We start from the raw sequence: 25,046 nt of genomic DNA, 5'->3' as shown, positions 1-25,046 counted from the left end.
CAGGGCTCGCTCACGGGGACTCACCGCCCTGCGGGAGGGCCTCGGCCTCGACCGAGGCGACGCTCTCGAAGCCGTCGACCTTCCAGCCGCCGCCATCTCGCACCAGGGACAGCTTCCAACGGAAGTGACGCTCCACGCCCGCATCCTCGACATCGGTATTGCTGATCGTGGCATCGACCGCGACCAGCGTCTCGGCGGAGTCATCGTCGATCACCGGAACGCCCACCGCCAAGACATCCGCATCACCGCTCGTCTGCTCCTTCTCGGCCAAGGCCTCGAAGATCGCATCGATCACCTCGAAGGCCTGCTCACGGTACTCATCGGTCAGCAAGCCCTCCAGACGGCCCTTGTAGTCATCCGGATCGGCGACATCATAGGTGTTGTAGGCCACCGCGAAGTCCTGGCTGACCGATACCGCACTCGCGGTACCGGACGGCTCGCTCGCACCGGCCAGGCGATCGCCGAAGGCGATGAGCAGGGTGCCGACCAGCGCCAGCACGACACCGACGATCGTCGCCCACCAGCTCCAGCGGCCGCGCGACACCCCCTCGCTCATCGGGCCGCCACGTCCAGCAGCATCCATCCCCAGTCCTCCCGTTCCTGCGACTCCGGCACGGCCGTGCGCGGCGTGAACTCGGACTTCGACGCCTGACGCGCGATGTCATTGTCCGGCAGCGTGCAGTCGATCGAGGTATCGAACTCGCGCCGCTCGACATCGGCCGGATCGCGACGTTCACGATAGCCCGAGGCCGGGCCGTCCTCGTAGTAACTGCACGTGTGGGGTGTCGGGGTGAGCACGAGACCGAAGTGCGCGTCGTACTCCCCTTCCTCGTCGCTGGGAGTCACCACGGAGAACGAGCCCTGCAGGAGATAGGGGTACAGCACCAGGATCGACTGCAGGCCGACCTTGTTCTCCAGCAGCGGCTTGCCGGCCACCGCCAGATTGTCCAAGAGCGAAGTGAGGTCCTCGGAGTTCTCGTCGACCACCTCGTCGAGGGTCCTCGCGGTGGGCGCACCCGTATCGATGACGGCCCGGAGATCCGGATCCGAGGAGCGCAGCGTGTCCGAGAAGAGCGCCAGATTGCGTGAGAAGGTCGCCAGCTCGCCACGCTTGTCGACCTGGGCCTGCAGGACGGTGCCGGACTCGCGGATCAGCCGTCGGGTCACGTCGATATTGTCGTGCGCCTCCCCGATGAACGAGGTCGAAGCGTCGAGGATCGTCTCGAGATCACGTCCCGTGCCCTCGAACGCCTGACCCAGCTCCGACACGACCGTCTCCAGATTGCCGGTGTCGATCGACGAGACCAGCGCATTGGTGTTCAGCAACAGGGTCGTGGTGTCGATGGGCACCTCGGTGCGGTCCCGCCCGATGACATCGCCCGCCTTCAGGAAGGGCTCGTCACGCTGACGCGGCCGCAGGTCGACGTACTGCTCGCCGATGGCCGACTTGTTGGCGACCACCGCCTCGGTGTCCTGGGGGATCGGCGGTGCGTCGTTCTCGATGGCGAGCACGGCGTCGACACCCTCATCGGTGAAGTCGACCGCGTCGACCCGGCCGATCTTGATGCCGCGGTAGGTGACCTCGGCACCCTCGAAGATGCCCCCCGAGGCGGTCAGCTCGACGCGCACGTCGTAGGTGCGCTCGAAGAAGAGCCGGTCCAACTGCGCATACGTGCCCCCGACGATAGTGCCGCCGATGAGCGTCACGATCGCGAAGACCAGGAGCTGGACCTTGGTCAGCCGGGTGATCATGGTGCCGTCACCGCCTCGGTGAAGAGCCTGCCCAAGCCATGGTCGGCGCCCGAGTCCTCCGCGGCGGGAAGGGTCCGGCAGGAGCCGAACCAGCACAGCGGATTGAGCCACCGGCGCACGCCGGAGGGCTTGTCGTCGTCATCATCCTCCGAGGGCGATGCCGTAGGCCCCGGTGAAGGCTTGGAGTCACGGGGTGTGTCCTCCTCCTGCGGCGTGTCGCCGGGGACGGCAGGCGTCTCGTCATCGGCGGAGGGGGGCAAGAGTCCCTCGACGAGCCCCAACAGGTCCCCTGAGGGAGACTCATCCCCGGTCAGCGGGGTCTCCGGAGCGAGATCGGCGAGGCCGGGGATCGATTCGGCGCCGAAGCCGTCGAACAGCTGTTGCACCTGCGCGGCACTGATCTCGAGTTTCATCGACAGGTTGCCGTAGTCACCCGCGCAGACGCCCGTGTTGGCGGACCGATCGACATTGCTGCAGCGTCCCGCGGCCCGCTCCACCGTGCCACCCATGTAGCCGTCGCTGAACGGGAAGGTGAGCAGGAGTCCGGCCGACTGCGCGATGCTGTCGCCCGCCTCGACGAGATTGGCCAGCACCGGTTCGAGGTGCTGCAGTGTCGCGACCGTGTCGGCTGTGGAGTCGCGGACGACACCCGTTGCGGTGTCGCCGAGCCGGTCCAGCGACTCCAGTAGGCCCACGAGATCGGAGCGCTGCTGGTCCAACACCTCGAGCGCCTCGGGAAGATCGTCGAGCGCGCCGGTGATGGCGGCCCGCTGAGCATTGGTCTCCTGTGCGAGCCGGTCGACCTTCTCCAGCGCCGCGAGGATCTGGTCGGAGTTGTCGTCGAGCTGGCCGAGGAGATCGGTGGTGACCGAGATCAGATCGCGGACCTCGGTGTCCTTGTCGCCGAGGGCGAGATTGAGTTCCTTGACGATGGTGTTCGTCTTCTCCAGCGCACCGCCGTTGAACAGCATCGAGGCGGCGGAGAGGACCTCCTCGATCTCGGGATTGCGTCCTGAGCGATCGAGCGCGATCACGTCCCCATCGGACAGCTCGCCCGTTCCCCCGCCCTCGGGTGCCGCCAGCGACACGAACTTCTCGCCCAGCAGGTTGGTCTGCCGGATCGTGGCCTCGGCATCGTCGGGCAGGGTGACATCGCCGTTGATGCGCAAGGTCACCCGTGCCGTCCACCCGTCGAGCTGGATATCGGTCACCCGTCCCACCGCGACATCGTCGACGCGCACCGCGCTGTGCGGCACCAGGTCCAGGACATCGCGGAACTCGACCTCGACGTCATACGACTCGTCGCCGACATCCGCTCCTCCGGGCAGCGGGAGGTCGTAGGGGGTGAAGCTGCAGCCGGCGAGCAGGGCCGCCGAGGCGACGGCGGCGGCGCCGCGTATTACGCGGTTCACTGGGGCACCTCCATCATCTCGGCAAAGGAGGAGGCGGTCTGCTCGGCCTGCATCGGCGTGCTGCCCGGGGCCGTGCGGGGCGACAGGCCGCCCAGGATCGGATCGAGGATGTCGCTCAGGGTGCCGCAGAGCGCGTCATCGGTCGACTCATCGAGCAGATTGCACAGCAGCCCGGCGGGATCCTTGATGCCGCCGAGGAGCAGCTCCTCCAGCCCGGCGCGGTTGTCCAGGGTGCCGTAATCGCCGTTATAGGTCAGGGCGATATTGGACAGCGCCGTCGGTGCCGCGACGAGCAGCTCCTCGAACTCCCCCTGGCGGGTCCGCAGCACCTGCGAGAGCGATTCGATCTTGTCGACATTGGTGCGCAGCACGTCCCGGTTCTCGGTGACCAGCGTGTTGACATCCGTCAGCGCCGCGCTGAGCGCCGACAATGTCGCGGCGAGATCGTCTCGCTCGCCCTCGAGGACCTCCGAGACCTGGGCGGTGCTGTCGTTGAATGCACGGACGGTCTCGTCATTGCGGTTGAGGACCTCGACGAACTCCTGCACCTCGCGCACGCTGCCGAAGAGGTCCTCGGAGTTGGAGTCGAGCGTGGTGGCGAGCTTGCTGAAGTTCTGGATGGTCTCGTTCACCTGCGCGCCCTGGCCGTCGAGTTGACCGGCGAGGTTGTCCACCAGACGGCTGAGGGAGCCGTCGTCATTGGCGCCTTCGGGTCCGAGCGCCACGGAGAGGTCGCTGATCGAGGCGTAGACCTCGTCGAGCTCGACCGGGACGGCGGTGCGATCGTTGCCGATCGTGGCGCCGTCCTCCAGGGTCGGTCCCTCGGTATAGGCGGGAGCGAACTGCACGTACCGGTCGCCGACGATCGCCGGGGACACGATCGCGGCCTTCACATCACGCGGCAGGTCGTACTCGTCGTCGTAGCTGATGGTGGCGATGACCGCGTCACCGCGCGGGGTCAGCTTCTCGACCTTGCCGATGGCGACCCCGAGGACCTTGACGTCCGAGCCCTCGTACACCGCGGTGGTCTCACTGAACTCGACGGTCACGGTCTTGCTCGTGTCGCGCGCGGTCCAGGCGACCACGGCGCTGACGACGAGTGCCAGGAAGACGACCACGACCACGAGCTTGGACGTGGTGGCCAGCCGCATCGCGAGTGCCTGCCGCATCACTGCTCACCTCCGGTTCCGAGACCGCCCAGGGCATCGCGCAGTGCATCGGCGACGCCCAGGTTCGGCGGGACATTGCCCAGGTAGACGTCGAACCACGGCCCGGTGCCCAGCGCATTGGCGTACACCCGGTAGAAGCCGGGCAACAGGCGTAGTGCCTCGTCCAGGCTGGCCTCGTGCTGGTGCAGCATGTCGGTGACGGCGTCGAGCTGCGTGAGCGCGGGCTTCAGATCGTCGCGGGTCTCGTCGACGAGTGTGCTCAACTCCGTGGAGAGCTCGGTGGCGGCCACCAGCAGGGCGTGGATCGAGTCGCGGCGGGCGGCGACCGCCGAGAAGAGCGTGTCCGCGTCCTCGAAGAGCTTGACCAGCTCCTCGTCACGCGAGTTCAGGACCCCGGTGACCTTCTTGATGTTCTGCAGCAGCGTGTTGATCTGCTCGTCGCGCGCGGCGAGATTGCGCGACAGGTCCGAGACCCCGGTGAGCGCGGCCTGGAACTCTTCGGGCACCTGCCCGGAGACATCGCCGAGGGTCGTCAGCGCCTCGGAGATCTGATCGACGTCGAGCTCCTGCGTGGTGGTGCTCAGATCGGAGAAGGCCTCGACGACATCGTAGGGAGGCATCGTGCGCGATACGGGGATGGTGGCGCCCGTCTCCAGCTCGCCCTCGCCATCGGGCACGAGGGCCAGGTACTGGGCGCCGAGCAGCGTGCGGATCCGGATCTCGGCACGTGCCTGGTCGCCGAGATCGGTGCCTTCGTCGAGGGTGAACTCGACGTTGACCTTGTCGCCGTCGAGCTCGATATCGCCGACCTTGCCGACCGAGACACCCGCGACGCGGACCTCGGCTCCGGAGTCGAGCGAGCCGATCTCGGCGAACTCGGCCGTATAGGTGTCGCCTCCGCCGATGATCGGCAACCGGTCGGCGCGGAACGCCGCGAGCAGAATCGCCGCGATCACGGCGAAGCTGAAGACGCCGATCACGGTGTGGTTGCGTTCGCGGAAGGGTTTCATGACGGGCACCTCGCTCCCCCGAGGTTCAGGCCTTCGTCGCCGCCGAGCTTGAGCGGGGTCTCCTCGTCGAGGCCGAGGATCGGCATCGCCGGGAGGATGATCTGTCCCTTCAGCTCGCAGAGGTAGAAGTTGAAGTAGCTGCCGCTCGACGCCGCGTTACCGAGGGTCTCGGCCTTGTGGGGCATGATCTGGATCGAGGTCGACAACGCCGTGAGGTTCTCATCGGTGCTCAGATTGGCCGTCAGCGCGTTCAGCTGCCGGACGTCCTCGGCGAGCGCCGGCCGTCCCTGCTGGAGCAGATCGGCGGTCTCGGTCGAGAGCGCCGAGACCGAGTCGATCGAGTTCAGGATCGCGTCGCGGTCCTCGGCCAGACCGCTGACGAACTGCTGCAACGTGTCGATCGTTCGCGTGAGCTCGACATCGCGGCTGCCGATCATGTCCAGCGTCTCGCTGAGGTTGACGATGACATCGCCGATGAGCTCGTCGCGGTCGGCGAGCGTCGAGGTCAGCGACGCCGTCCGCGCGAGCAGCGTCTCGACATTTCCGCTCTCGCCCTGGAAGGTCTGCACGATCTCGAAGGCCAGCTGATTGGTGTCATCGGGAGACAGTGCCTGGAAGACGGGTTTGAAGCCATTGAGCAGGACATTGAGGTCGAGGGCCTCCTGGGTCTGGTCGGTGCCGATCGTCTCGCCGGCCTTCAATCGCTCCGAAGCTCCCTCCGCCCCCTGGGTCAGGGCGATGTAACGCTGACCCACGAGATTGCGGAATTTGATCGTGACCTGGGTGTTTCGCGTGAGCGGCACCTCGCGATCGACCGCGAAGGTGACCTCCGCCTGGTCGCGATCGACGATGTCGATATCGCGCACCGAGCCCACGCGGACTCCGGCGATGCGGACCTCGTCTCCCTTGGCGACTCCCGTGACGTCCTCGAAGACCGCCGTGTACTCGGTGCGCTGGTCGAAGAAGGTCGCACCGAGGGTCAGCGCGAGCACCCAGGTGGTGGCAGCCGTGAACGCGAGGAAGACCGACAGCTTGACCGCCGCCGAGGCCGATGCCCTATCGAGCTTCACTGATCTTCACCTCCGATCCCCGCAGCAGGGGGCTCACCAACAGCGGCGCGAGATCGGATAGCTCCTCGGCCTGCTGTCCCGTCTGCGCGGCGACGAGCGATTTGACCGCCGTGCGCTGTGCCGCGGTGTCGGAGAACATGCTGGGTTGCACCGCGGCGTCCAGCGAGGCAGCCCCGGGTGCCACCCGCTCGTAGTCCTCGGGTGTGCCGAACTTGCCGTTGTGGTCGTTCTCGATGCCGATGAGCTTGTAGACATCGGCGGGCACGCTGAACGGCTTCTCCTGCGGGTACGGGTTCTCGCCGTCGACCGCCTGCTCCAGGCTGAGGCAGGTGGGCTGAGCGGCGTCGGCGGTGTCGAGCACCTGCTGCGAGACCGTCGCGCGCTCGCTCTGTTCGTATCCCGTGGGCTGGCCCGTGAGCGGCAGGAGCTCCAGGTTGATGTGCACGGTCTGATCGCGGAGGACCGAGTCGAGTCGCGGACGCAGTTCGGCCATGGCGTCGAGGAAACACGGGAAGGTCCCGGAGTAGGTGTCCAGGACCCCGGCCACCGGCGCGGTCTGCCGTGGCACGGTGACGAGGTTCTCGGCATTCGCACCCACGAACTCGGTGAGGGTGTCGGACAGAGCCGTGCCCTCATTGAAGAAGGCGAGCAACTGCGACTGCTTGGCCACGAGGGTGTCGCCGGTGAAGACCGCATTCTCCAGGAGACGACCGATATCGGGCATCGCATCGGCATAGCCGTCCGCGACGGTGCCGAGCGCGGTGAGGTCGTCGATGAGCTGGGGCACCTCGGGATTGATGTCGCGCAGGTAGTCGCGCGCCGTCACCAGCGTCTCGCCAAGCTGCTCACCGCGGCCTTCGAGGGCCTGCGAGACCGCCGAGAGCGTGTAGGCGATGTCTTGCGGATCCACGGCGGTGAGCAGCGGGTAGAGGTCGTTGAGCACCTCCTCGATCTCGATCGGCACCTCGGCGCGAGCGATGACATCGCCGGCCTGCAGCGTGTCCCCGGACAGCTCGGTCGGGGGGATCAGCGACACTTGCTTCTCGCCGAACAGGGTCTTGGGCACGATCTGGCCGGTGACCCCGGCGGGGATGCGATCGATGTAGTCGGGATCCATCGCGAGCTTCATCGTGACCTGGCGGCCATCGGTCTCCACCTCGCGCACCTCCCCCACGCGCATGCCGCGCAGCTTGACATCGGCATTGCTCGGCAGGCTCGCACCGGCGGTGCTCGCGTACATGGTGACCGGCACCGAGGACACGAACTGCTTGGTGAAGAAGGCGTAGGTGACCCACACGCAGAACAGGACGATCGCCAGGAAGAGGATGCCGAGGATACGGATGGAGGCGGTGCGCTCCAGAACGGGTGTACGTGCCATGTCAACCAGCCAACCTCACGGTCACGTTGGTGCCCCAGATCGCCATCGAGGCGAGCAGATCGACCACGGTGATCGCGACGATCGACGTGCGCACCGCACGTCCGACCGCGACGCCCACACCTGCCGGACCGCCAGATGCGTAGTAGCCGTAGTAACAGTGGATCAAGATGACGACCACCGCGAAGATCAACACCTTGGCGAAGGACCAGAGGACGTCCTCTGGGGGCAGGAAGGTCATGAAGTAGTGGTCGTAGGTGCCCTGGCTCTGACCGAACATCCGGGTGATGGTCAACCGGGTCGCGAAATAGGAGGACAGCAACCCGACGATGTAGAGCGGGATGACCGCCACCAGACCGGCCAGGACCCGGGTGGTGACCAGATAGGGCAGCGAGGGGATCGCCATGACCTCGAGGGCGTCGACCTCCTCGCTGATGCGCATGGCACCGAGCTGGGCGGTGAACCCACAGCCGACGGTCGCCGCGAGCGCGATGCCCGCGACGATCGGCGCGATCTCCCGGGTATTGAAGTAGGCCGAGACGAAGCCGGTCAGCGGGGCGGTGCCGAGCTGGTCGAGGGCGGCGAAGGACTGGATCCCGACCTCGGTGCCCGTGAAGAAGGTCATCGCCGTGATGACCCCGACAGTGCCGCCGATGAGGGCGAGCGAGCCGGAGCCGAGTGCGACCTCGGCGAGCAGTCGCGTGATCTCGCGGCTGTAGTTGGCGATGGTGCGCGGGATCGACATGAGCACACGCACGTAGAAGAGCATCTGCCGGCCCAGCGTGTCCAAGGTGCCGAGCGGCTGTTCGTAGAGAGCGGAGAGGCGAGCCATGGTCACATCCCCCTGGGCGGGACGAGCTGCAGGTACACCGCCGAGATCACGAAGTTGACGACGAAGAGCAGCGTGAAGGTGATGACGACCGCCTCGTTGACGGCATCGCCGACGCCCTTCGGGCCACCCTTGGCGTTCATGCCCTTGTAGGCGGCGACGATCGCGGCCAGGAAGCCGAAGATCATCGACTTCACCATCGCCTGGACCAGATCGGGCACCTGCGCCAGGGCGGAGAACGAGGCGATGTAGGCGCCGGGGGTGCCGTCCTGCAGCACCACATTGAAGAAGTAGCCGCCTGCGACGCCCACGATCGTGACCAGTCCGTTGAGCGCGACGGCGACCATGACACAAGCCCAGACGCGCGGGACGACGAGGCGGTGGATGGGATCGATGCCGAGCACCATCATCGCGTCGAGCTCCTCGCGGATCTTGCGCGCGCCGAAGTCCGAAGCGATCGCCGAGCCCGCCGCCCCCGCGATGAGCAGCGCGGTGGCGATCGGTCCCGCCTCTTTAACGACCGCGAGCACGGCCGCGGAGCCGGTGAACGACTGCGCGCCGAACTGCTGGATCAGGCCACCGACCTGCAGCGCGATGACGGCGCCGAAGGGGATCGCCACGAACATCGTCGGGATGATCGTGACCGTCACGATGAACCAGGCCTGCTGTAGGAACTCGCGGAACTGGAAGGGCAGGCGAAAGGACGTGACGACGACGTCGAGCATGAAGGCGAAGAGTCCGCCGGCGATACGTGCGGGCGCAGCGACGGCGGACGTCACGCTCATCCGGCGCTCCCCGGGGCGACGACCGCGTCATCGAAGGAGCCGGGAGGGGGCACGATGCCGTTCTCCCGGCACCACTCGCCGGCCGGGCGCTCAGCCCGCCGCGGCAGGCCGTTGCTGGGCTCGAGCTGGCGGGTGATCGGCGGCAGCGGAGGCATGTCGAAGCCGGCCTCGGCCGCGAGCTCGTCGGCGTCCTTCTCCTCGCTCATGCCGATCGGACCGACCCGTTGGGCGTTGAGGAACTGCGCGACGACCGGCTCGGTGCTGCTCAGCAGCATCTCACGGGGGCCGAACATCGCCAGATGCTTGTGGTAGAGCAGGCCGATATTGTCCGGGACCGTGCGGGCCGTGTTGATGTCGTGCGTGACGATGAGGAAGGTCGCGTCGATCTGCGCGTTGAGATCGATGAAGAGCTGGTTGATGTAGGCAGTGCGCACCGGGTCGAGGCCCGAGTCGGGCTCGTCGATCAGCAGGATCTCGGGGTCGAGCACCAGGGCGCGCGCCAGACCGGCGCGTTTGCGCATACCGCCGGAGATCTCGCCGGGCAGCTTGTCCTCGGCTCCGACCAGACCCGTCAGGTCCATCTTCTCCATGACGATCTTGCGGATCTCCGATTCGGACTTCCTGGTGTGCTCCCGCAGCGGGAAGGCGACATTGTCGTACAGGGTCATCGACCCGAACATGGCGCCGTCCTGGAAGAGCACGCCGAAGAGCTTGCGAATCTCGTACAGCTCCCGCTCAGGGCAGCTGGCGATGTCCACGCCCTCGATGACGACGCTGCCCTCATTCGGCTTGACCAGCCCGATGAGGGTCTTCAAGAAGACCGACTTGCCCGTGCCGGACGGGCCGAGCATGACCGACACCTCACCAGCGGGCAAGGTCAGCGTGACATCGCGCCAGATCAGTTGCTTGCCGAACTTCTTGGTCAGCCCGGTGACTGCTACCTCGACTCCCACCAGCCCCTCCTTCTGCCTGGCCGAATCCTGCCGCGGGCCCTTCTCCCTATGTGACCCCCGACACAAGTCCCAACGAGCCGCTCAGACAAAGGTCACGGCCAGTTACACAGAAAAGTGACTCCCGAGTAACAGTCCGTCGCGGCGAAGCTCATGAAAGGTAACTCACCGTGACTCCCGCGGCCACTCGACCGCTCGCTGGCGGCTTTCACGGCGCCACGAGGCCCGACAGATCGGCCGCCGCTCGGGGCGGTGAGCCTTCAACCAGCCATGCCCGCATACGACGAAGCGCCCGCCCCCAATCGGGGACGGGCGCTTCGCGCGGAGAACGTCAGCGACGAGTCACTTGAGGGTGACGGTCGCGCCGGCGCCTTCGAGGGCCTCCTTGGCCTTCTCGGCGGCCTCCTTGTTGACGCCCTCGAGGATCGGCTTGGGAGCGCCCTCGACGAGGTCCTTGGCCTCCTTGAGACCCAGGCTCGTGAGGCCACGGACCTCCTTGATGACCTGGATCTTCTTGTCTCCGGCCGACTCGAGGACGACATCGAACTCGTCCTTCTCGGCAACCTCGCCACCGGCGTCGCCGCCGGCGGCGGGGGCGCCCGCGGCGGCCACGGCCACCGGAGCGGCGGCGGTGACGTCGAAGGTCTCCTCGAACTGCTTCACGAACTCGCTGAGCTCGATCAGCGTCATCTCCTTGAACGCGTCGAGCAGTTCATCGGTGCTGAGCTTCGCCATGGTGTGGCGTCCTTTCTAAGTGTGAGACCCCGAGGGGGCCCCGATGGTGATCGGGCGGTTCAGCCCTCGGTGCTTTCACCCGACTCGGCCGCGGGGGCCTCATCGGCGGTCGCGGCCTCGGCGGCGGGGGCTCCCCCACCGGCGAGGACGCTGGGATCGGCCTGAGCCTTGTCCTGCAGAGCCGCCACGGTGCGGGCGGTCTTGGACAGCGGCGCCTGGAACAGGGCCGCGGCCTTGCTCAGGTTGGCCTTCATGCCGCCCGCGAGCTTGGCGAGGAGGACCTCGCGCGACTCGAGATCGGCCAGCTTGTTGATCTCGTCGGCCGAGAGCGACTTCCCGTCGAGGAAGCCGCCCTTGATGACGAGCTGGGTGTTCGCCTTCGCGAAGTCACGCAGTCCCTTGGCCGCTTCCACCACATCGCCGTTGATGAAGGCGATGGCGGTCGGTCCGGTGAGCAGCTCGTCAGCGAGCTCGACACCGGCGTCCTTGGCAGCGATCTTGGTCAGCGTGTTCTTGGCGACGGCATAGCTCGCGGCCTGACCAAGCGAGCGCCGCAGTTCCTGCAGCTGCTTGACCGTCAGGCCACGGTACTCGGTGAGAACGACACCGTTCGACTCGCGGAAGCTCTCCGCGATCTCGGCGACGGCGGCGGTCTTGTCCGGGCGTGCCATGGGTCTCCTTCCAGCACTGGTTCGATGCCAAAGGACCGGTCCCGACACGACAAAAGCGCCCCAGCGCAGGCGCGGGACGCTTCTTCGGACTCTACGAGTCCCAGGAGACGTACACTCACCTGCGCGGGCCGCCCAGACGGGCGCTTGGGGCTCTTCGGGTGAATCGCCACCGGCGGTCTTCGGCAGCCTCCATCGTAGACGGCGGCTCCTCGAACTCCAAATCGGGGTCGCCATGGGACGATGAAAGGCGGGGCCGCAACGCGACCCCGCCCTCTCGTATCGCTCAGATCAGCTGCCGGCCATTCCCGCGAAGGGGTCCTGGTCGGTGATCTCGTCATCGGACGGAGCGTCGATCGAGACATCCTCGCCCCAGTTGCTCCACTCGATGGTCGAGGTGCCCATACCCGGGATCTCGATGTCCATCTGGCGCGGCAGGTTGTCGTCGCCGACGTACATGACGTACTCGAAGGTCTCCGGAGCGCCGACCGTGTCCTGGCCCTGCTCCTCCATCACCTTGGCGGCGTCGAGGGTCAGGTTGTACTTGGTGGTCGAGACGCCGTCGATCTCGCCGCCGTCGCCAGCCTCCTCGAAGGAGGTGATGGACTCGTTCATCGCCTCGATCTGCGCGGCGGGGTTCGACTGCTCGAGGATGTCGTCGAACTGCGCACCGAGCGGGTTCGAGTCATCGGTGAGATCGATCTTGACGAACTTGTCCTGGGTCATCTGGCCCATGTTCATGTAGATGACCTGGTCGACCATCCGCATGTCCATCGCGGTGCCCTCGGGGGCACCCATGCCTTCCATGTCCATCGACAGCGACATCGCGACGTCAGCGGGATCCTCGGCCAGCACCGTGTCACCCTCCATGGTGATCGGCGTGCCCATCATGTCCATCGTCATCGTCATGTGCGCGGTGCCGGCATCCACCTGAGCCTTGGAGATCTCTTCGGCGAAGTTCTCCTGCGTCAGCTCGACGCCCTTGTCCTCGCCCACCCCCTCGGAGGAGCCGGAGCCGCCGCCGGAATCATCGGATCCGCACGCGGAGACGAACAACAGGGCCAGCGTGGCCAGCAGTGCTGGCAGGAGCTTCCTCATGGTCAGGAGCCTACCGGGACGGGACCATGCTGTCCGATCCGGGTGACGCGACGGCTCGTCCGGACACGACGGCGCCCCCGCCTCCAGTGGAGGCTGGGGCGCCGTCGTGACGGGAGCGGTGCTCAGGCGTCCTGCGAGGCGAAATCGCGCAGATGCGTCGGATCGACCGGGATGCCCGGGCCGTTGCTGGTCGAGACCGTGACCTTCTTGAGGTAGCGACCCTTGGAGCTCGAGGGCTTGAGCCGCATGATCTCGTCGATCACCGCACCGTAGTTCTCCGCGAGCTGCTCGGCGCTGAAGGACGCCTTGCCGATAACGAAATGCAGGTTGGCGTGGCGGTCGACGCGGAAGTCGATCTTGCCGCCCTTGATGTCGCCGACGGCCTTGGCGACATCGGGGGTCACCGTGCCCGTCTTCGGGTTCGGCATGAGGTTGCGCGGACCGAGGACGCGACCGAGACGGCCGACCTTGCCCATCATGTCCGGGGTGGCGACGACGGCGTCGAAGTCCAGCCAGCCCTCGCTGACCTTCTCGACCATGTCATCGGAGCCCACGAAATCGGCTCCGGCCTCACGCGCGGCGTCGGCATTGGCGCCGGTGGCGAAGACCAGGACCCTGGCGGTCTTGCCGGTGCCGTGCGGAAGGTTGACCGTGCCGCGGACCATCTGATCGGCCTTGCGGGGGTCGACACCCAAGCGGACCGAGACATCCACCGTGGAGTCGTAATTCTTGCTGCCCGCCTCCTTGGCGAGCGTGGTCGCCTCGAGCGGGGTGTAGAGATGGTCGCGATCGATCTTGGCCGCGACGGCGCGGTACGCCTTGCTGTGCTGTGGCATGTCTGGTGTCTCTTTCTGACCAGGTGTGGTGCGGGTCCAGCCGACCCTCCCACGGTGTCGGGTGGTATCAGTCGGTGGTGACGCCCATGGACCGCGCGGTGCCCGCGACGATCTTCATGGCGCCCTCGACGTCATTGGCGTTCAGGTCCGGGAGCTTGGTCTGCGCGATCTCGCGGATCTGATCCTGCGTGATCTTGCCGACCTTGTCACGGTGCGGCACGGACGAGCCCTTGCTCAGGCCGGCGGCCTTCTTGATGAGCTCGGCGGCCGGCGGCGTCTTGGTGATGAAGTCGAAGGAACGATCCTCGTAGATCGTGATCTCGACGGGCACCACGTTGCCGCGCATGGATTCCGTCGCGGCGTTGTACGCCTTGCAGAACTCCATGATGTTGACACCGTGCGGGCCGAGCGCGGTGCCGACCGGGGGCGCCGGGTTGGCCTGGCCGGCCTGCAGCTGCACCTTGACGACGGCAGCGACTTTCTTCTTGGGAGGCATTGCTGTGGGTCCTTACTAGATATTTCCTGCTGTGGTGATGAGGTCGTACCGCTGGGCGGTCAGACCTTCTGGATCTGAGCGAAGCTCAGCTCGACCGGTGTCTCGCGGCCGAAGATCTCGACGAGCGCCTTGACGCGCTGGGCGTCCAGGTTCATTTCGGTGATGGTCGCGTGCAGCGTCGCGAACGGACCATCGACCACCATGACGGAGTCGCCGACGGCGAAATCGCTGAACTCGAGCTTGGGAGCCTTCGACTGCGGCGAGTCCGAGGCCTCCTCGGCAGCCGCCTCGGCCGCGACCTCGGCCTCCACCGCTGGGGCGAGCATCTGCTCGACCTCCGCCAGGCTCAGCGGGACGGGCTGGTGCGAGTTGCCCACGAATCCGGTGACCGACGGCGTGTGCCGTACGACGCCCCAGGACTCGTCGGTGAGATCCATGCGGACCAGCACGTAGCCGGGCAGCACGGTGCGCTTGACGAGCTTGCGCTGACCGTTCTTGATCTCGGCGACCTCCTCGGTCGGCACGACGATCTCGAAGATATAGTCCTCGGCGTTGAGCGAGGTGATGCGGTTCTCCAGGTTCTGCTTGACCCGGTTCTCCATCCCCGAATAGGTGTGGATCACGTACCAGTCGCCGAACTGGCCACGCAGCCGCTCGCGGAACTCCTCGAGGGGGTCTGCCGCGGGAGCGTCCTCGCCGGCCACCTCGTCCGCCGGCTCCTCCGTGGTGGGGGTCGTCGCCGCCTCGTCGGCCTTCACCGTCTCGGCCTCGGCCTCCTCGGTGGTGTCGACAGGGGTGTTCTCATCAGGAAGTTCCTGGGTCACAGTGAATCGAAGTCCTTAGCCGAAGATCCAGAAGTTCAGCTGACCGAAGGCGTAGTCCAGGCCAGCGATGATGGCCATCATGACGAGCACGAAGGTCAAGACCACGAAGAAGTAGTTGACGACCTGCGGGCGCGTGGGCCAGACGACTTTGCGCAGCTCGGCGACGACCTGGCGATAGAAGGTCAGCGGCGACGTGCGCTTGGCGCGGGTACCCGCCAGTTCGTGATGATCGCTCACGGTCGCTCCTTCATCGGTCGTTCGTCTGGTCCTTGCAGGGCACGAGGGACTTGAACCCCCAACCTTCGGTTTTGGAGACCGATGCTCTGCCAGTTGAGCTAGTGCCCTTGGTGTGTCGCGCGGCGGACGACCTGCGCGCAGGCAGGCCGAACACCGTGTCATCCACAGGTTTGTGCCAGTGTACGGGGTGAGGCCCCACCGAGTCGAACCGGCTCCGCACAGCCCATCGGGCAGCCGGCGGGGAACGTGCCAAGATTGACCGTGATGCGGCCCGCGATCTCCGACCTGCCCAAGGCACACCTGCACCTCCACTTCACCGGTTCGATGCGTCACGGGACGCTGCTCGAGCTGGCCGAGCGCGACGGTGTGAGACTGCCGTCCGCGCTCGTCGAGGAGTGGCCTCCGGAGCTGACGGCCGCCGACGAGAAGGGCTGGTTCCGCTTCCAGCGCTTGTACGACACCGCCCGGTCGGTGCTGCGCACCGAGGACGATGTCCGCCGCCTGGTCCGGGAGGCGGCCGAGGACGATGCCGCCGACGGCTCGGTGTGGACGGAGATCCAGGTCGATCCTTCCGGCTATGCCGCTCGCTTCGGCGGGATCACGGACTTCACCGAACTGGTGCTCGATGCGGTGCGTGACGCGTCGGAGCTCACGGGTCTCGGGATGAGCGTCGTCATCGCCGCCAATCGGACCCGTCACCCGCTCGATGCGCGGGTCCTCGCCCGGCTTGCCGCTCAATACGCCGGCCGCGGCGTACACGGCTTCGGGCTCTCCAATGACGAGCGTCGCGGCGACACCGCGGCCTTCGGCCCGGCCTTCGCGATCGCCGAGCGAGCAGGACTCGATCTCGTCCCACACGGTGGTGAGCTCCGCGGCCCGGCGCACGTCCGCGAATGTCTCACGCACCTGCATCCCGACCGTCTCGGTCACGGCATCCGATCGGCGGAGGATCCCCGGCTGCTCGAAGAGCTCGCCGAACGGCAGGTGGCGCTGGAGGTGTGCCCGACCTCCAATGTCTCCCTCGGCGTGTACCAGACCCTCGACGAGATCCCGGTCCGCGAGGTGCTGTCCGCCGGACTGCAGGTGGCGCTCGGGGCGGACGATCCGCTGTTGTTCGGGACCCGCTTGGCCGGCCAGTACGCGGTGCTCCGGGCGGCCCAGGACTTCAGCGACGCCGAGTTGGCGGAACTGGCCCGGATGTCACTGCGCGCCTCGCACGCTCCGGCCGCCCTGCGCGAGGACGCCCTCGAGCGGATCGACGCGTGGCTCGCCGACGCGGACCTGCCGCCAGCACGTGACAAGATGGCCCCATGAGCGAGCGCACCGAGCGAACCATCGACCGGCTCTCATGCCGACACCTCGCTACCATCGGCCCTTCTCGCGAGGTGGCGGCATGAGCGACCGGAATCCGCCCCCGGGGTGGGGGCAGGACGAGCCCGACCCCTTCGAAGGCCCGGGCCAGGCCGGATCGAGCGGCCCGAGCGGTGACGCACCCGGACCTGTCGGGCCACCCCCGCAGGGCTGGGGCCAACCCGACCCCCAACAGGGCCAGCCCGGCTATGGCCGGCCCCAGCAGGACCAGTACGGCAACCCCGGTTACGGACAGCCCTACGGCCAGGGGGCCTCGCCGTATCCGCAGCCCTATCCCCAGCAGCAGTGGCCGCAGCAACCCAAGCACCCGCAGGCCACCACATCGCTGGTACTCGGCATCGTCGGGCTGGTCGGCACCTTCATCTGCCTCCTCCCGGCGCTACTGTCCCCCTTCGCCTGGTGGCTCGGCGGCAAGGCCGTCAAGGAGATCGATGCCGCGCCGCAGCAGTATTCCGGACGCTCTGAGGCCAGCGCGGGACGAATCCTCGGCATCATCGGCACCGTGCTGCTCGTCCTCGGGGTCCTCGCGATCGGCTTCTTCGTCACCCTCGGTCTCGCCGGAGCGTTCGACTCCTCCTACGATCCCTATGACGACATCACCACCTACATCTCCGGAGGCCTGCGATGAGCGCATACCCCACCGCCCCGCAGGGAAATGGCGGCTGGCGACCTCCGGAGAAGCACCCGCAGTCGACCCTGGCCCTCGTGCTGGGCATCCTCGGCCTGGTGATCTGCAGCATCCTCGGGCCGTTCGCCTGGTACATCGGCGGCAAGGCGGTCAGCGAGATCGACGCCTCCGGGGGCCGCTATGAGGGGCGTTCGGAGGCCAATGCCGGCAAGATCCTCGGCATCATCGCCACCGTGCTGCTCGGCATCAGCGTGCTGATCCTCATCGCCGTCCTCTTCTTCGGCTTCCTGGGCGTGATGGCGAGCTCCAGCAGCTCGAGCTACTGAGCATCGCTGCCCGCGATCAGAGGGAGACGCCGACGAGCACCGGCTCGTTGACGAGGCGCACCCCGAAACGCTGCTCGACGCCGTCGCGCACCTCGCGTGCCAGGTCGATCAGCTGATGGGTCGAGCCTCCTCCCCGATGGGTGAGGGCGAGCGCGTGCTTGGAGGACAGGCCGACGGGACCGTCACCGTAGCCCTTGGCGAATCCGGCATGGTCGATGAGCCACGCGGCGCTCGTCTTGATCCGCCCGTCGGCCTGCTCGAAGCGGGGGGCTTCACCGGGCAATAGCCGGGCCTGCTCGGGCGTGAGGAACGGGTTGGTGAAGAAGGATCCGGCGCTCCACGTGTCGTGATCGCGCTCATCCAACACCATGCCCTTGCCCCGGCGCAGCGCCAGTACGGCCTGGCGGATCTCCGCCGCGGGCGGGCGCTCGCCGAGCTCGACGCCGAGCGTGCGCGCCAGCTCGGCATAGCGGATCGGAGCGCCGAGATTTCCGAGCCGGAACTGGAAGGTCACCTCCAGGACGACATAGCGCTGGGGCTGCTCCTTGAAGCGGCTCGTCCGGTAGCCGAAGCCGCAGTCGGCGTGGGCGATCGTGCGGATGGCGCGCTCGTAGCGGTCGTAGACCCGGACGGACACGATGGTGTCCGCGACCTCCTGGCCGTAGGCACCGACATTCTGGATCGGCGTCGCTCCGACCGAGCCGGGGATGCCCGAGAGCGCCTCGACCCCGATCCACTCCTCGGCCACGGCCCGCGCGACGAGGTCGTCCCAGGTCTCCCCCGCCGCGACCGTCACCATCGCACCGCTGCAGGCATCGGACTCGATATGGATGCCGCGGGTGCGCACGAGGACGACGGTGCCGTCGAAGCCTTCATCGGCCACCACGAGATTGCTCCCGCCACCGACGAGGAGCAGCGGATCGGCAGCCTCATCGGCCACGGCGACGGCATCCCGGAGGGTCCGCTCGTCCGTCGCCTCGATCACCGTGCGCGCCGGGCCTCCCAGCCGCAGCGTCGTCACCTCAGCAAGCTCCACTCGCGCGACGCTAGCAGGGGGAGGGCAGGGCCAGGTGCGACCCTCGGGTTTCGGCCAGTTATGGCCCCCTTCGCTACGGCAAAACGGGCCACAACTGGCCACATCTGAGCTGGGCCCGCACCTCGGAAACGACGACGACCCCCGGCCGAGGGCCGGGGGTCGTCGAGGACAGCTGATATCAGCGCGTCTCGCGGTGATCGCGGTGCGTGCCGCAGCGCGGGCAGAACTTCTTCATCTCGAGACGATCGGGATCGTTGCGACGGTTCTTCTTCGTGATGTAGTTGCGTTCCTTGCACTCGGTGCACGCCAAGGTGATCTTGGGACGAACGTCGGAGCTCTTGCTGGCCACGGTGTGCCTCTTCTTGGATCGGGGTGCTTGCTGCGGATATGAAGTTCAGTGGTAGCGGGGGCGGGACTCGAACCCGCGACACCACGATTATGAGCCGTGTGCTCTAACCACCTGAGCTACCCCGCCACGGGGACGGATATCCGCCACCGTTCGACACGGTCGCCCGTGCCTTGGAGCCCCTTTACGGAATCGAACCGTAGACCTTTTCCTTACCATGGAAACGCTCTGCCGACTGAGCTAAAGGGGCGGGCCGAGGATTAACACTACAGGATCCCCCTACACCGCCCAAACCGGGGTCCCCTCGGGGTCGGCGGGCGGCGGAAAAGCCTCGGATCACAGGGCTGCGCGGGCCATCCTCGATGGCCACGCAGGCCCCTCATAGGCGAAGGCCGTGTAGGCCTGGACGAGGTCGGCGCCGGCGGCGATCCGGGCGCGGACGTCGTCCGGGGTGCTCACCCCGCCGACGGCGATGAGCGCGAGCCGGTCGCCGACGCGAGCACGCAGCCGCGAGAGCATCTCGGTGGCCCGGTCGGCCAGGATCGGACCGGACAGGCCCCCCGCGCCGATCCGGTCGATCTCGGCGCGCGAGGTCCGCAGGCTCTGTGGGCGCGCCACCGTGGTGTTGGCGGCGGTGATACCGTCCAGCTCCAGTTCCAGGGCGAGATCGGCGACCGCGTCGACATCGTCATCGGCGAGGTCCGGGGCGATCTTGACCACGAGGGGCACTCCCCCGCCGACCCGATCGGCGATCTCGTGGACCGCGGTGAGGATCGGCCGCAAGGAGTCGACGGACTGCAGGTCGCGCAGACCGGGCGTGTTGGGCGATGACACGTTCACGACCAGATAGTCCGCGAACGGGGCGAGGAGCCTCGCGCTCTCCGCGTAGTCGTCGACCGCGCGCTCTGCGGGGACCACCTTGGTCTTGCCGATGTTGACGCCGATCACCGCTCGGCGCCCGGCCTTGGTGCCGCGCAGGCGGTGGAGCCGCGACGCCACCTCTGCGGCACCGTCGTTGTTGAAGCCCATCCGGTTGACGATGGCGCGATCGTCGACGAGCCGGAACAGCCGCGGTCGCTCGTTGCCCGGCTGCGGCCGCGCGGTCACCGTCCCGATCTCCACATGCCCGAATCCGAGATTGAGCAAGGGCACGACACCGCGCGCGTCCTTGTCGAAACCGGCGGCGAGGCCGAAGCGATGCGGGAAGCGGACCCCCATCACCTCGACCGGACGGTCGGGCACCCGGAAGGCGAGCGGGGTGAGGGGGCGGGCGGCACGGATCGCACGGAAGGCACGGTGATGCGCGTTCTCGGGATCCATGCGGCGGAAGACCGTGTCGAAGAAGGCGCCGTAAACCACGAGGCCAGCGTAAGGCCCGTCGCACGGCATCCCCGACGCGGCTCGGTCAGTCCAGGGGCGTGATCGACGCCTGGACCCGGCCGGCTTATGTCGCGGCTCTCCTCGGTGCAGCGCTGGTCGCCGTTACAGGGTCGCTCACATCGCGCTCGCACTGGCAGCAGCTCGCGGCGCCTCCGGCCGACTCACCGGCCTGGGCCCCGGACACGCTCCCGGCGTCCAGCAGGTGACATGCCGGTTGGCGTGCCTCGCGCGCGGAGTACGGTGCGGCATATGACCGAGCCCACTCTCCCCCTCGTCGACGCCGCTTGGCTGGCCGACCACCTCGATGACCCCCGCCTTCGCATCGTCGATGCCACGGTGCATCTGTCCTTCGATGAGAACGGCGCGCACATCGCCTCCGCGGACGAGACCTACCGAGCCGAGCACATCCCCGGCGCCGTCTTCGTCGACCAGGACGCCGCGCTCAGCCGCGACGACACCCCCATCCGTTTCACGCCCGTGGACTCCGAGCGCTTCGCCGAGGTCCTCGGTGACGCCGGCATCGGCGATGAGGACACGGTCGTGGTGTACGACCACGCCAATGGCATCTGGGCGACTCGCCTGTGGTGGCACCTCGGATACGAGGGCTTCGACCGGGTGAAGGTGCTCGACGGCGGTCTCGCGGCGTGGAAGGCGGCCGGGTTGTCCACCGAGTCCGGTGAGGTCCGCCTGCCGGCGGCCACCTTCACCGCGCGGCGGCGTCCCGACCGCGTCGTCTCCACCACGGAGGTCGAGGCGGCGATCGACGACGACGGAGTGCTGCTGGTCAACGCGCTCGCTCCCGAGGACTTCGCTCGCGGACACATTCCCGGCAGCGTGAACGTCCCCTTCGCGAGCCTCGTACAAGAGAACGGCACCCTGAAGGATGCCGGTGCGTTGCGCGAGATCTTCGCGGCAGCAGGCGCCCTCGATCCCGCGGTACGTCCCGTGACCTACTGCGGCGGCGGCATCGCGGCGACCGCGGCGGCCTTCGCGCTGCTCGCGGCCGGACGGGGCGACGTGGCGATCTACGACGGCTCGATGACCGAGTGGACCGCAGATCCCTCCCGTCCCCTCGAGATTCCTGATCCCCGGATGGGCGGTGAGTAAGCGTCCAATCCTCGGCTCGACCGGTGGGTAGGCGTCCAATCCTCGGCGAGGACGGACGCCTACCCACCGCCCGCTAGCCTGGATCTCCATGAGCGAGTCGACCGCGCCCATGCAGGAGACCGTCCTTCCGCACCGGGGTGACCTCGTCTGGTACGTCAGCTACGGATCGAATCTCGCTGCCGACCGGCTGCAGATCTACCTCGAAGGCGGCACACCCCCCGGGGGCACTCGCCGCAATCCCGGAGCCCGCGACCCCCGCCCGCCGCTTGCCTCGGTCGGCGTCGATCTGCCCGGCGCCCTCTATTTCGCGGGTGAGTCGCCCCAATGGGGTGGTGGAGTGGCCTTCTACGATCACCTCACGCCTGGACCGACCGCGGCCCGGGCCCATCTGGTCACCGCCGGACAGTTCGTCGACATCGCCGCACAGGAGATGCACCGCATTCCACGCGAAGGCGATCCCCTGGAACGCCTCGTCCTCGATGGGCTCGGCGGTCATGGAGCTCGACATGAGACGGGCCCCGGCCGCTACGAGACCCTCATCGAGGTCGGTCGCCGCGACGGGTTGCCGATGCTGACCTTCACTGCACCGCACGGCCGCGACGCCCTAGAGCACAATGCTCCGTCACCGGCCTATCTGGCGATGCTCGCCGCGGGGCTCAGGGAATCCCACGGCTGGGACGAGGACCGCACCGCCGCCTACTTCGCGCGGGTCCTCCCGAGCAGCTGAAGCGTCCTCATCAGCCGAGATCGGCAGCCCGTTCGAGCGCCGTCGCCTGTGGCAAGGCGATGGCCTCCGTGTCATTGAGGTCGCTCGACCACTGATGCCCGAAACGCTGAGCAGGCAGCGACCCGTCGCGTATGCGCTGATGAGCTCGTTGCAGATGGACGCCGAGGACGTCATTGACGAAATCACCGAGAGGTTAAACGGTTTCCATCAACTCTCGCGCAAGGGCCGGGAATGACGAGGGCCTCCGATCTACGGATCGGAGGCCCTTGTCATTCCGTGGCAGGTAGAGGATTCGAACCTCTGAAGGCAATGCCGGCTGATTTACAGTCAGCTCCCTTTGGCCGCTCGGGCAACCTGCCGGGGATGTCACCCGAGGGCGACAGTCAGCAACACTACCGCAGACCTCTAGGGTGGTGACCACCAGCCCCGACCGGACAGGAAGCGAGATCACCCATGGCCGATTCGTCCTTCGACATCGTCAGCAAGGTCGACCGTCAGGAGGCCGACAACGCCCTCAACCAGGCCGCGAAGGAGATCGCGACGCGCTACGACTTCAAGGGAACGGGTGCCGCGATCGAGTGGAAGGGCGAGTTCGGTATCGAGATCACGGCGAACGCCGAAGAGCGCGCCCTGGCTATCCTCGACGTCTTCAAGGAGAAGCTCGTCAAGCGCGGGATCTCGCTCAAGGCCCTCGACACCGATGAACCCCGTCAGTCCGGCAAGGACGTGAAGCTCAACGGCTCCTTCGGCCAGGGCATCAGCACCGAGCAGGCCAAGAAGCTCACCAAGCTCATCCGCGATGAGGGCCCCAAGGGCGTCAAGGCGCAGATCCAGGGCGATGAGCTGCGGGTCACCAGCAAGAAGCGCGACGACCTGCAGGCCGTCATCGCGCTCATCAAGGGCGCCGATCTCGACTTCGCGGTGCAGTTCACCAACTACCGCTGACCTCGCTCGCGATACCTTCGCCCTGGGACGGTGAGGCGAGGTTAGATCCGGCGGAAGAGGCTGACGGCGAAGTCCGCGCCCTCAACGAAGGGTTCGAGATCCCAGGTCGCGAAGCGCTGCGTCAGCTCCAGCCGAGCCGCCTGTGCATCGCCATCCAGGTCGGCCAGCGCATACTCGCGGTCGAGCCGGAATCCGACCAGCAACTTCCCGCCCTCCACCAGATGGGCGGCGATCCGGGCGAGCACGCGGCTCTCCGTGCCCGGAGCGACGAAGACCAGCACATTTCCCGCGCAGACCGCCGCATCGAACCGTTCCTCACCTAGATCGAGCTCGGCGAGATCGGCCACGCGATACCGCGGCCCGGGATGGTCGACCTCGGCCGCCTCGATCAGCACCGGATCGACGTCCACACCCGTGACCTCGTGGCCTCGGCGATGCAATTCGCCGGCGATACGCCCCGGCCCGCACCCCGCATCGAGGACACGCGAACCCGGCTTGACGACGGCATCGACGAGACGAGCCTCTCCCGTCAGATCAGCGCCTTCGGCCGCGAGCGAACGGAACCGCTCGACGTACCACTGCGAATGAGTCGGCGAGGTCTCGCTGAACCAACGTGGGGTCGACATGCCTCCAGTGTCCCTCAGCACCCTGCGGGGATTTCCTCCGCTCAGCACAATGGGACATGGTGCGTCAGCGACCCGGTGAAGGAGGACCATGAGCGAGCCGCTCGACGATCGCAGCGGCGACGTCCTCGACGGTCGCTACCGACTAGTGTCACTCGTCGGGCGCGGCGGCATGGCTGATGTGTACCGCGCCGAGGATCAGCTGCTCAAGCGGATCGTGGCAGTCAAGATCATGCGCTGGGGCACGGGCCTGGACGATGCCGAGGCACTGCGCCGGCACGAGCTCGAGGCGCGCATCGGCGCCGGGGTGTCGGCACCGGGCCTCGTCAGCATCTACGATGTCCGCCCCGACGGCGACCAGCCCTACCTGGTCATGGAGTTCGTCGACGGCAAGACCCTCACCGCCGCCCTCGCCGACGGACCTCTGCCCTCGGGGGTGGTCGCCGAGATCGGCGCGCAGATCGCCGCGGCCCTCGCCGTCCTCCACGACGCCAATGTCATCCACCGCGACATCAAGCCCTCCAATGTCATGCTGCTCGCGGGTGACCAGCCTCGGGTGAAGCTCACAGACTTCGGGGTCTCTCGTTACCTGGAGGGAACCCGGCTCACCTCGCCGGACATCCTCGTCGGGACGGCGAAGTACCTCAGCCCTGAGCAGGCCGTCCTGGAGCCGGTGGGACCGCGCGCCGATGTCTACGCGCTCGCCTTGGTGCTGCTCGAGGCGCTCACCGGGGAGAACCCGTTCCCCGGTTCGCAGGTCGAGACGCTCTCGGCCCGACTGCACCGCCAGCCCGAAGTCCCCGCAGAGCTCGGACGCGACTGGGGGTTGGTGCTCGACGCGATGACCCGCCGCGACCCCAACCAGCGCCTCGACGCGGCCCAGGCCAGCACCGCCCTCAGCACACTGGCCGCGGGCGGTGATGTCGCCGCGGTCATCGCCGCTGCCGGACTCGGAGACGCGACCGCGGTGCACGCTGCCGTCGACGACGGGACCATGGTGGCCGGCACCGCGGTCGACGCCCCCGCGTTCGGTGCCACGACGGTGAGTGCCACTGCCGTGGGCGATCCCGCGATGGCCGGTACTGACGAGCCGAAGGACTCGACGACGGGTGCTCCACCGGCCTGGCGCCGCTGGCTCCCGTGGGTCGTCGTGGTGCTGGTGATCCTCCTGGCCATCGGAGTCGTCTGGTGGGCACTCGCGCAGGAGGGCGATGAGACCCCGGCCGAGCCGACTCCCACGGTGACGGTGACGACCCCGCCTGAACCGTCCCCCACGAGGACGACGCCGACCACCCCGGCGCTGCCTCCGAT

At 67.4% G+C, this 25,046-nt stretch carries 28 protein-coding genes and 4 tRNA genes; 7 read left to right on the top strand and 25 right to left on the bottom strand.

The features are described 5' to 3' along the window. Positions 1-10 precede the first annotated feature (10 nt). The 18 genes from BHE97_RS17815 to BHE97_RS17730 form a co-directional block, all read right to left on the bottom strand. Entirely contained in the window at positions 11-556 is a 546-nt protein-coding gene (locus BHE97_RS17815; protein WP_087625391.1) for a hypothetical protein, read from the bottom strand. Beyond that, positions 553-1,752 (bottom strand): MlaD family protein, encoded by a 1,200-nt coding sequence (locus BHE97_RS17810; RefSeq protein WP_087625390.1) that lies wholly within the window; start codon positions 1,750-1,752, stop codon positions 553-555. The genes BHE97_RS17815 and BHE97_RS17810 overlap by 4 nt, the downstream gene beginning before the upstream one ends. Beyond that, complete coding sequence (locus BHE97_RS17805; protein WP_170931490.1) at positions 1,749-3,164, bottom strand: MCE family protein; 1,416 nt, start codon at positions 3,162-3,164, stop codon at positions 1,749-1,751. Before BHE97_RS17805 ends, BHE97_RS17810 begins: the two co-directional genes overlap by 4 nt. Then, complete coding sequence (locus tag BHE97_RS17800) at positions 3,161-4,333, bottom strand: MCE family protein (RefSeq protein ID WP_087625388.1); 1,173 nt, start codon at positions 4,331-4,333, stop codon at positions 3,161-3,163. Before BHE97_RS17800 ends, BHE97_RS17805 begins: the two co-directional genes overlap by 4 nt. Beyond that, positions 4,333-5,343, bottom strand: a complete 1,011-nt coding sequence (locus tag BHE97_RS17795) for an MCE family protein (protein ID WP_087625387.1) — start codon at positions 5,341-5,343, stop codon at positions 4,333-4,335. Before BHE97_RS17795 ends, BHE97_RS17800 begins: the two co-directional genes overlap by 1 nt. Then, positions 5,340-6,413 (bottom strand): MlaD family protein, encoded by a 1,074-nt coding sequence (locus tag BHE97_RS17790; RefSeq protein WP_087625386.1) that lies wholly within the window; start codon positions 6,411-6,413, stop codon positions 5,340-5,342. Before BHE97_RS17790 ends, BHE97_RS17795 begins: the two co-directional genes overlap by 4 nt. Further along, entirely contained in the window at positions 6,400-7,791 is a 1,392-nt protein-coding gene (locus BHE97_RS17785) for an MCE family protein (RefSeq protein ID WP_087625385.1), read from the bottom strand. Before BHE97_RS17785 ends, BHE97_RS17790 begins: the two co-directional genes overlap by 14 nt. Before the next feature lies 1 nt (position 7,792). After that, positions 7,793-8,557, bottom strand: a complete 765-nt coding sequence (locus BHE97_RS17780; RefSeq protein ID WP_236757774.1) for an ABC transporter permease — start codon at positions 8,555-8,557, stop codon at positions 7,793-7,795. 65 nt (positions 8,558-8,622) lie between these two features. Beyond that, positions 8,623-9,342 carry an ABC transporter permease gene (locus tag BHE97_RS17775; RefSeq protein WP_236757773.1) on the bottom strand — a complete coding sequence of 240 codons (720 nt, stop codon included), beginning with the start codon at positions 9,340-9,342 and terminating at the stop codon, positions 8,623-8,625. 56 nt (positions 9,343-9,398) lie between these two features. Then, a complete protein-coding gene (locus tag BHE97_RS17770; protein WP_087625382.1) occupies positions 9,399-10,355 on the bottom strand; it encodes an ABC transporter ATP-binding protein in 957 nt (318 codons plus the stop codon). Positions 10,356-10,694: 339 nt separating this feature from the next. Then, the gene (gene rplL, locus BHE97_RS17765) at positions 10,695-11,087 is read right to left on the bottom strand and encodes a 50S ribosomal protein L7/L12 (protein WP_087625381.1); all 393 of its coding nucleotides are present in this window, start codon (positions 11,085-11,087) and stop codon (positions 10,695-10,697) included. Between the two features lie 59 nt (positions 11,088-11,146). Continuing rightward, positions 11,147-11,758 carry a 50S ribosomal protein L10 gene (gene rplJ, locus BHE97_RS17760; RefSeq protein ID WP_087625380.1) on the bottom strand — a complete coding sequence of 204 codons (612 nt, stop codon included), beginning with the start codon at positions 11,756-11,758 and terminating at the stop codon, positions 11,147-11,149. Between the two features lie 288 nt (positions 11,759-12,046). Further along, positions 12,047-12,853, bottom strand: coding sequence for a hypothetical protein (locus tag BHE97_RS17755; RefSeq protein WP_087625379.1), 807 nt, complete (start codon positions 12,851-12,853; stop codon positions 12,047-12,049). 122 nt (positions 12,854-12,975) lie between these two features. Beyond that, positions 12,976-13,689, bottom strand: coding sequence for a 50S ribosomal protein L1 (rplA, locus tag BHE97_RS17750; RefSeq protein ID WP_087625378.1), 714 nt, complete (start codon positions 13,687-13,689; stop codon positions 12,976-12,978). Positions 13,690-13,756: 67 nt separating this feature from the next. Then, positions 13,757-14,185 carry a 50S ribosomal protein L11 gene (gene rplK, locus BHE97_RS17745; protein WP_087625377.1) on the bottom strand — a complete coding sequence of 143 codons (429 nt, stop codon included), beginning with the start codon at positions 14,183-14,185 and terminating at the stop codon, positions 13,757-13,759. A 59-nt stretch (positions 14,186-14,244) separates the two neighbouring features. After that, on the bottom strand, positions 14,245-15,009 hold the full coding sequence (gene nusG, locus BHE97_RS17740) for a transcription termination/antitermination protein NusG (protein ID WP_087625376.1): 765 nt from the start codon (positions 15,007-15,009) through the stop codon (positions 14,245-14,247). Between the two features lie 15 nt (positions 15,010-15,024). Continuing rightward, positions 15,025-15,246: a preprotein translocase subunit SecE gene (secE, locus tag BHE97_RS17735; RefSeq protein ID WP_087625375.1), complete on the bottom strand. Its 222-nt coding sequence runs from the start codon at positions 15,244-15,246 to the stop codon at positions 15,025-15,027. 35 nt (positions 15,247-15,281) lie between these two features. Then, positions 15,282-15,354 (bottom strand) — tRNA-Trp (locus BHE97_RS17730). A gap of 156 nt (positions 15,355-15,510) precedes the next feature. Between BHE97_RS17730 and BHE97_RS17725 the strand changes: the two genes are divergently transcribed. The 3 genes from BHE97_RS17725 (at position 15,511) to BHE97_RS17715 (ending at position 17,571) form a co-directional block, all read left to right on the top strand. Continuing rightward, a complete protein-coding gene (locus BHE97_RS17725) occupies positions 15,511-16,560 on the top strand; it encodes an adenosine deaminase (RefSeq protein WP_087625374.1) in 1,050 nt (349 codons plus the stop codon). A 79-nt stretch (positions 16,561-16,639) separates the two neighbouring features. Beyond that, positions 16,640-17,245, top strand: a complete 606-nt coding sequence (locus tag BHE97_RS17720; RefSeq protein ID WP_201791514.1) for a DUF4190 domain-containing protein — start codon at positions 16,640-16,642, stop codon at positions 17,243-17,245. Continuing rightward, a complete protein-coding gene (locus BHE97_RS17715; protein ID WP_087625373.1) occupies positions 17,242-17,571 on the top strand; it encodes a DUF4190 domain-containing protein in 330 nt (109 codons plus the stop codon). Before BHE97_RS17720 ends, BHE97_RS17715 begins: the two co-directional genes overlap by 4 nt. 16 nt (positions 17,572-17,587) lie before the next feature. Here BHE97_RS17715 and BHE97_RS17710 read toward each other — a convergent pair whose 3' ends face one another. The 5 genes from BHE97_RS17710 to BHE97_RS17690 all read right to left on the bottom strand — a co-directional run bounded on the left by BHE97_RS17710 (position 17,588) and on the right by BHE97_RS17690 (position 20,312). Further along, complete coding sequence (locus BHE97_RS17710; RefSeq protein WP_087625372.1) at positions 17,588-18,607, bottom strand: UDP-N-acetylmuramate dehydrogenase; 1,020 nt, start codon at positions 18,605-18,607, stop codon at positions 17,588-17,590. Between the two features lie 178 nt (positions 18,608-18,785). Continuing rightward, positions 18,786-18,956 carry a 50S ribosomal protein L33 gene (rpmG, locus tag BHE97_RS17705; protein WP_087625371.1) on the bottom strand — a complete coding sequence of 57 codons (171 nt, stop codon included), beginning with the start codon at positions 18,954-18,956 and terminating at the stop codon, positions 18,786-18,788. A gap of 49 nt (positions 18,957-19,005) precedes the next feature. Continuing rightward, positions 19,006-19,082: transfer RNA gene (locus BHE97_RS17700), tRNA-Met, on the bottom strand. A gap of 45 nt (positions 19,083-19,127) precedes the next feature. After that, positions 19,128-19,203: transfer RNA gene (locus BHE97_RS17695), tRNA-Thr, on the bottom strand. A gap of 86 nt (positions 19,204-19,289) precedes the next feature. Further along, a complete protein-coding gene (locus tag BHE97_RS17690) occupies positions 19,290-20,312 on the bottom strand; it encodes a quinone-dependent dihydroorotate dehydrogenase (protein WP_236757772.1) in 1,023 nt (340 codons plus the stop codon). A 270-nt stretch (positions 20,313-20,582) separates the two neighbouring features. On the opposite strand from BHE97_RS17690, the gene BHE97_RS17685 reads away from it, so the two are divergent. Both BHE97_RS17685 and BHE97_RS17680 read left to right on the top strand, forming a co-directional pair. Then, entirely contained in the window at positions 20,583-21,440 is an 858-nt protein-coding gene (locus BHE97_RS17685) for a sulfurtransferase (protein WP_087625369.1), read from the top strand. An 88-nt stretch (positions 21,441-21,528) separates the two neighbouring features. Further along, entirely contained in the window at positions 21,529-22,167 is a 639-nt protein-coding gene (locus BHE97_RS17680) for a histone deacetylase (protein ID WP_236757771.1), read from the top strand. Positions 22,168-22,444: 277 nt separating this feature from the next. Here BHE97_RS17680 and BHE97_RS17675 read toward each other — a convergent pair. Continuing rightward, positions 22,445-22,526: transfer RNA gene (locus BHE97_RS17675), tRNA-Tyr, on the bottom strand. A 94-nt stretch (positions 22,527-22,620) separates the two neighbouring features. Between BHE97_RS17675 and BHE97_RS17670 the strand changes: the two genes are divergently transcribed. Continuing rightward, the gene (locus tag BHE97_RS17670) at positions 22,621-23,112 is read left to right on the top strand and encodes a YajQ family cyclic di-GMP-binding protein (RefSeq protein ID WP_087625368.1); all 492 of its coding nucleotides are present in this window, start codon (positions 22,621-22,623) and stop codon (positions 23,110-23,112) included. 41 nt (positions 23,113-23,153) lie between these two features. Here the strand turns inward: BHE97_RS17670 and BHE97_RS17665 are convergent, their stop codons facing one another. Continuing rightward, a complete protein-coding gene (locus tag BHE97_RS17665; RefSeq protein WP_087625367.1) occupies positions 23,154-23,738 on the bottom strand; it encodes a class I SAM-dependent methyltransferase in 585 nt (194 codons plus the stop codon). A gap of 88 nt (positions 23,739-23,826) precedes the next feature. Here BHE97_RS17665 and BHE97_RS17660 point away from each other — a divergent pair. Next, positions 23,827-25,046 (top strand): serine/threonine-protein kinase (locus BHE97_RS17660; RefSeq protein ID WP_087625366.1); only part of this gene is annotated, 1,220 nt, incomplete at its 3' end.

It is taken from the genome of Aeromicrobium sp. PE09-221 (genome assembly GCF_002174305.1).
Taxonomy (GTDB): domain Bacteria; phylum Actinomycetota; class Actinomycetes; order Propionibacteriales; family Nocardioidaceae; genus Aeromicrobium.
Note: the sequence above shows the minus strand (reverse complement) of the source record. Positions and strands in the feature narration are given on the sequence as shown.

What these genes read in the sequence shown, in the direction of transcription:
- BHE97_RS17795 (WP_087625387.1), bottom strand. Translation starts at nt 5,343, where the DNA reads ATGAAACCCTTCCGCGAACGCAACCACACCGTGATCGGCGTCTTCAGC.
- BHE97_RS17815 (WP_087625391.1), bottom strand. Translation starts at nt 556, where the DNA reads ATGAGCGAGGGGGTGTCGCGCGGCCGCTGGAGCTGGTGGGCGACGATC.
- BHE97_RS17725 (WP_087625374.1), top strand. Translation starts at nt 15,511, where the DNA reads ATGCGGCCCGCGATCTCCGACCTGCCCAAGGCACACCTGCACCTCCAC.
- BHE97_RS17755 (WP_087625379.1), bottom strand. Translation starts at nt 12,853, where the DNA reads ATGAGGAAGCTCCTGCCAGCACTGCTGGCCACGCTGGCCCTGTTGTTC.
- rplJ (WP_087625380.1), bottom strand. Translation starts at nt 11,758, where the DNA reads ATGGCACGCCCGGACAAGACCGCCGCCGTCGCCGAGATCGCGGAGAGC.
- rplL (WP_087625381.1), bottom strand. Translation starts at nt 11,087, where the DNA reads ATGGCGAAGCTCAGCACCGATGAACTGCTCGACGCGTTCAAGGAGATG.
- BHE97_RS17780 (WP_236757774.1), bottom strand. Translation starts at nt 8,557, where the DNA reads ATGCTCTTCTACGTGCGTGTGCTCATGTCGATCCCGCGCACCATCGCC.
- BHE97_RS17685 (WP_087625369.1), top strand. Translation starts at nt 20,583, where the DNA reads ATGACCGAGCCCACTCTCCCCCTCGTCGACGCCGCTTGGCTGGCCGAC.
- BHE97_RS17680 (WP_236757771.1), top strand. Translation starts at nt 21,529, where the DNA reads ATGAGCGAGTCGACCGCGCCCATGCAGGAGACCGTCCTTCCGCACCGG.
- BHE97_RS17665 (WP_087625367.1), bottom strand. Translation starts at nt 23,738, where the DNA reads ATGTCGACCCCACGTTGGTTCAGCGAGACCTCGCCGACTCATTCGCAG.
- BHE97_RS17775 (WP_236757773.1), bottom strand. Translation starts at nt 9,342, where the DNA reads ATGCTCGACGTCGTCGTCACGTCCTTTCGCCTGCCCTTCCAGTTCCGC.
- BHE97_RS17785 (WP_087625385.1), bottom strand. Translation starts at nt 7,791, where the DNA reads ATGGCACGTACACCCGTTCTGGAGCGCACCGCCTCCATCCGTATCCTC.
- rplA (WP_087625378.1), bottom strand. Translation starts at nt 13,689, where the DNA reads ATGCCACAGCACAGCAAGGCGTACCGCGCCGTCGCGGCCAAGATCGAT.
- BHE97_RS17810 (WP_087625390.1), bottom strand. Translation starts at nt 1,752, where the DNA reads ATGATCACCCGGCTGACCAAGGTCCAGCTCCTGGTCTTCGCGATCGTG.
- BHE97_RS17800 (WP_087625388.1), bottom strand. Translation starts at nt 4,333, where the DNA reads ATGCGGCAGGCACTCGCGATGCGGCTGGCCACCACGTCCAAGCTCGTG.
- BHE97_RS17720 (WP_201791514.1), top strand. Translation starts at nt 16,640, where the DNA reads ATGAGCGACCGGAATCCGCCCCCGGGGTGGGGGCAGGACGAGCCCGAC.
- BHE97_RS17715 (WP_087625373.1), top strand. Translation starts at nt 17,242, where the DNA reads ATGAGCGCATACCCCACCGCCCCGCAGGGAAATGGCGGCTGGCGACCT.
- rplK (WP_087625377.1), bottom strand. Translation starts at nt 14,185, where the DNA reads ATGCCTCCCAAGAAGAAAGTCGCTGCCGTCGTCAAGGTGCAGCTGCAG.
- BHE97_RS17670 (WP_087625368.1), top strand. Translation starts at nt 22,621, where the DNA reads ATGGCCGATTCGTCCTTCGACATCGTCAGCAAGGTCGACCGTCAGGAG.